A 5,474-nucleotide genomic window follows, 5' to 3' on the forward strand; every position below is an offset into this window, starting at 1 on the left:
AAATCGGCCAAACCGCCGCTCAGGCGGCCAATACGGGGCGAAAATCGCTGGAAATGACGCCTCAACCGCCCCAAACTGCCCTCAAGCGGCAACATCGGCGCAGCCGAAGACGTTGTTCAGACGTTCCACAGCTTATGATCGTTAAATCAACTGTATCATAATCAGAGTTTTTTTTGCTATTTCGCTTCGCAGATTTGTAGAACGGAGACCCGACGTGAAAAAGAGGGCCTTGGATAATCGCATTGGCGGCTTCACGAAATGCCGATTCTCTCTTAATAGTCCCATCTTTCTGAGCATTGGTTTCATCCCATAGACGATTCATCTGCCAAGAATTCCTCGGCAAGACGCCCAGATTTTTTGAACCTGATATTTTTTCGATGACCTCTTGGGTCTTCCGCGAATATGGCTGTAGGAACCGAGTTTCAGCAGCCGGAACTTCCTCTCCCTCAATCAGGTTCCCAATCGCACGAAGTACTTTTTCATTCACCTCCATAAGGCGACCGAAATGACCTCGGGTATCCCATCTCCCGTCTTTACCCTTAACTCCTGGAATTTCTCCCAGCCCATCGTGGGAGAAAGAGTCGTCAACCTGATTAGCAGAAAGAGCTGCGGTGAACTGGACAAAGTTTATTGGTACGACTGAACCACGGTAGACATTCAAGCTGAAATGTGTGTGGTGATGAACTTCTGAAAAGTTCTTTTCTTTCATGCGATTAACAAACTCAAAGTGCTTCGCGATCCGCGCATACCAGTGCCGCCGGAACGCCCCAGACTTCGGGTCTCCCAGATGCCCGTCCTGATGGATCAGCGCCGCATAGCCCTGCGGCGCGACCAGCCGGAACGACAGGTCGATGAAGCAGCGATAGAGGTTGTTCGATCCACCCCCGGCGAAAGGGTTCATCACCTCGGAAGATGTCACCTCCATCGCCCCCCGGGTAGAGACGAAGTCCTGAAGGAAGGCGTCCACCGCCGGAACCGTCCGCCCATCGCGCCGCACGGGCGGCGCCTTCGGCAGCGCCTCGGGCAGGACCTTCTTCGCGTCTGACGCAGACAGCCCCGCATGAAGTGGGTCGATATCCGCCAGCACAAGCCCCTCGTTCCACGACGGCTTTGCCCAGGGCGGGTTCCCGACGATCACGTCAAACCCGCCCCGCGCCTTCATCACGTCAGCGAAGATCAGGTCGAAATGCACGAACCGCTCGCGCTCTGCCAACTCGACCGCGACACCGAGCCAGTCGAAGGTCTCGATCAACGCCTCGACATTCGTTTCCCGGAACAACCCGTCCTGCCGCTTGGCGGCGGCCTTGAACAGGTCCCGCGCGGGCGCGTCCGGCTCCATCAGATCAAGGAAGTCCGGGGCCGGATCGGCGAACTCGTCCATGCTGGGGGCAGCCAGTGATCCGTCAGACGTGAACCCGCCCTCCAGGATCATCGCCATGCCCTGAAGGAACTCCGCCCGGCTCGGCAACAGGTCCGCCTTGTCCAGCGGCCAGAGCCAGAGGGCGCACCACGCATCCATCGCAGTCTTCAACCGCTTGTAAGGGAGCGTGTTCGTGGCGTGATCGGCCCCGATCAGGTGCGCGTTCAGCTTCTCCTTGGCGTGGAAGTCGAGGCCCTTGTTCCCAGCGATGACCTTGTCCGGCCAGAGCGTGATCGCGTCATTCGCCGCGGTCCGGGTCTTGGCGAGATCCTCCGCCACCTGATCGAACAGCGCCTCGGCGACCCGGCTGAGTTTCTGGACCAGCTTGACCTCGTGGGGTTCGAGCTTCTTGAAGAAGCCGTCCTTCCGCCAGGCCTTGATCCAGTCCTGCGCATCACCCGCGAAGGGGGCGATCGACTTGTCCTTGTCGAAGTTCGCCATGTCCTTGGCGGGGAGCAGCCACTGCCAGACGTGGTTTTCCGGCAAGCGCTTGCGCCAGCCGATCTCGTCCGGTTTGGCGGTGAGCCAGAGGTCCTTCTGGGATTTGGCATTGAGAAGAGAGGGCGCATAGGCTGCCCGCCGTGCCCCGATCAGGGAGTTCCCGGCATGAAGCTGATCTCCGAACCATGGGGAAAAGTCGCTCGCGTGCAGGCTGTTCAACCAGAGCGAGATCGCCCCGAGTTCCACGGCGATCGGGTTGAGGTCGACCCCGAAGCAGTTCCGGTCCGCGATATAGGCCCGGACCCGCTGTTTCTCGACCACGATGCGGTCCTGCGGGATCGTCTGGCCGGTCTCCTTCTGTTTCCGCTCGAGATAGAGGTCGGCGAGCTGGTTCGTGGTTTCAACCAGGAAGGCGGCGGATCCCATCGCAGGTTCGAGGATCTTCAGGTCCAGAAGCTCGTCCGCGGTCAGGTCCCGGCACCGCTCCATGAGCGCATGCTTCACGAGAAGCCGAGCGAGCGGTTCCGGCGTGTAATAAGAAGCGGATTTCTCCCGGTCCCGGCCCGCGAGGCGGTAGATGAAGGTGCCCTTCGGATAGATCAGCGCCTCTGACCCGTTGAACACGATCTCTTCCGGGGCGAATTCGCCGATCCGGTTACGAGGCACGAACCAACTCGGAGCAAGCGGATCAACCTTGTCGCGGCGGAAGGTATCTTCCTGCTCCGTGTCGTCGTCCCCGAACAGATCTTCCTCGACATCATCCTCCGGATCCGGGGTGTCCGCCTCTTCGCCGCCCTCGGCCGCGTCATTCGACCGGCCCTTTCGAGGTTTCAACTCGATGAGGTCTGTCTTTGCGACGACCCCCGTGAAAGAAATAAGCGTTTCATAAACCGCGCCGAGCTGACCGATCCCGAGCTTCGCATAGGAGATCCGGCCCGTGCTCTTGCCGGTGGACCGGAGCGAGAGGAGCCGGATCACCTTCTGGATCGCCTCGTTGCGCAGCATCAGCCCGTTCAGAAGCGGTGTGCTCGCCGGGTCGAGAAGGGATACCTTCACCGACGGCAGGCGCAGCCCGCTGCCCTTTTCCTCGTCGGCGAGATCAAGCCCGGTGTAGAGAAGCGTCAGCGTCCGCTGGAGGCTTTCCCACAGAAAGGTCCCCTCCCGGTCCGCCGTGGTGCGCAGGGGCACCGACTCCAGATCGCGCAGCGTTTCCAGGGAATAACCTGTCGCATAGATCGGGTTCTTCAGGTCCAGCAGATTCAGCCGTGGGTTCGCCTCAGCGTAGAACAGGAACAGCATCCGGTACATGTAGCGCAGGCATTCGCGCGACAGCTCCGGCCCGTCGATCCAGACTCCCTTGTGTGTCCCACCGGTGACGTCGAGAACCTCTTGACCCAGAAGCTCAATAGCGTCCCGGACGGTCCGCTTCAGCGAGGTGGTGACGGCATTGGCGTTCCGCTGCGCCTCTTCTTCGAGCCGATCCGAGATCGGCGCACCCTGGTCCGGCACCCGGGCCTCCCGCGAGATCAGGCAGGCCATCACGGTCAGCGTGTCCCGGTCCGAGCGGGCGAAAATTTCCTGAAGATCGAACCGGAGGACAGACCGGGCCGGCCATTTCCTCTTGTCGATCAGCACGATCTGCGAAAGGCCGAGGACAAGAACATGGCGCGGTCCGTCGGCAAGTTCGAACACCCCTTCTGCCAAAATGGACTCGATCGTCCGGTCCAAAAGCGCCGTTTCGCCTGCATCGGCGGGAAACTGCTCCGGCGCAAAACACGCCCCGAGCGGATCCGCCGCCTCGTCCTCGGCGTCCGGAAGGGGCGACTCAATGATCCAGAGCGCATCCCGACCGGCTGCGTCCGCCACCCGGGAGATCAGTGGAATAACCGGTGCACCTGTGAGCGCGGTGAACGCGGCATCGCGTTTCCAGGCATACCCGAGTGCGCCCAACAGGGCGTGGTGCATCTCCCGGGTCAGTTCGGTCCTGCGTTCCGGGTCCGAACTGTTCCGGATCTGTCGAAGGCCTTCGATGCTCGAGGTGGCAACCCGGGACAACCGCTCAATCGGATGTGCTGACTTCTCAAGGCCCGCCCACCGCGCAGTGATGTCGGAAAGCTCTTCCTTCAGAACATCTGAAAGCGTCCCGGACGGGAAGAACTCGGCTTCGTTTTCAATACCGATCAGATCCATCCGCTCACCCCACAAATACCGCTTTGACATCGACATAGGGGTTGGGGTCATCCACCATCAGGCGGGTCCGCTCAAACCACTCTGTCCAGTCCTTGAACAAGGCCTCGATCTTCTTCTCTTTCGCGCGCCGGATCGTCAGCCGCCTCTTTTCAGGGGCGCTGAGACCCTCAGTCGACTCCGCTGCCTCACCGAGATCGAACGTCAGCTGGGCCTGGAACCTGCCCTCCAGCTCCCCGAGCCGGGTCAGGACCGCGTCAAGATCCTGCTGGATCAGGGCTGCGCGTTCTCTCCCGAGCCCGCGCAGATGGGTCTGGAACCGGTCCACAGCGGTTTTGATCGCAGCCTGCGCAGGGCCCAGATCCTCCACCGGACGACCAGGGGTATCCTGTGCAAGACGGACCCGAGCGATGAAGTCCGGTACCTCTTCGATATGGATATCCCCGTCCGCCTCCTGGATCACGACAGCCCACCGGTCGACAACCGGGGCACCGTTCGCGTTCGGGATCGCACCATGCATCACGACCGCGACCTCTCCCTTGGAGAGAGCACTCAGGGGCGCGACCGGAGCGGAATGCTCTGGGAAAAAGGTGCTGGCCCGGTCCGCGAACCATTCGAGGATCGGGTGACCATCCCAGAGGTACTGCACGGTCGGCCAGGACCGTTCCTGCATCTTCGCATGATCGATCGCCCGGTTGATCACCTGCGCCTGATCGGTCAACTCGACCCGGTCCCCGGCGCCGACCGCCTCTTCGGGCATGAAACGACCATCGACCGCGCCCTCGCTCGCATATCCGAAACCATCCCGGGCCCGCATGTCATCCGGGATTGCGATCCGGATCGTTCGATCCCCCAGGGAAATGTCAGGCGCAGACGGGAAGGCCCGCTCTTCGGCGCGAGACAACCGGCCGATCATCGCGGCCGCATAACTGAAGGTATCCGGGAAGAGCCGCGGCGGCGCGCCCTCGGTGGCGGTGTCTCCATCCGCCTTTGTCTCGGCTGGGGCTGCGTAGTCCCCGAAGAGGGCCGCGAACTCGTCATCGAGAGTCATCTGTGTCTTCGCCTCGTCCGCGCGGGCTTTCATCTGGGCGTCGAACGCATCTGCGCCGATCCCGGCTGAGACAGCTTCCGCGACGACAGCCTCTTCCTCGTCAGCGTCGCCTTTCCCGAGGAAAACGGCCGGGTCTCCAACCCCGGACTGGGCGGCTTCATCTTTTTCGACCAGCTTTTCCAGGACCCACATCTGCCGCACCTTAGGATGTGTGCTCTCACCCACGAAATAGGTGATCAGCGGCGGGCGAGGTCGTGTCGCGAATGCTGTGGAAATTCCCTGGCGGCGCGCTCCGGGCATGTGAAGGGTCGGTGTTTTAGGCTGCGAGGTCAAGGGGCATGGGTTCGAGGGGCTGAGAGAGGGTTTCCCAGCCGT

General features: G+C 61.5%; 2 protein-coding genes. Both read right to left on the bottom strand.

Features of this window, described 5'->3' with window-relative positions; all coding sequences use genetic code 11:
• Window positions 1–61 precede the first annotated feature (61 nt).
• Entirely contained in the window at window positions 62–4,051 is a 3,990-nt protein-coding gene (locus AAFO90_RS23800; RefSeq protein ID WP_347511035.1) for an N-6 DNA methylase, read from the bottom strand.
• A gap of 4 nt (window positions 4,052–4,055) precedes the next feature.
• The coding region (locus AAFO90_RS23805; RefSeq protein ID WP_347511036.1) for a hypothetical protein at window positions 4,056–5,474 on the bottom strand (1,419 nt) is incomplete at its 5' end.

The organism is Phaeobacter sp. CAU 1743, from assembly GCF_039839315.1.
In the GTDB taxonomy this organism is placed as follows: domain Bacteria; phylum Pseudomonadota; class Alphaproteobacteria; order Rhodobacterales; family Rhodobacteraceae; genus Phycobacter; species Phycobacter gallaeciensis_A.

What these genes read in the sequence shown, in the direction of transcription:
- AAFO90_RS23800 (WP_347511035.1), bottom strand. Translation starts at nt 4,051, where the DNA reads ATGGATCTGATCGGTATTGAAAACGAAGCCGAGTTCTTCCCGTCCGGG.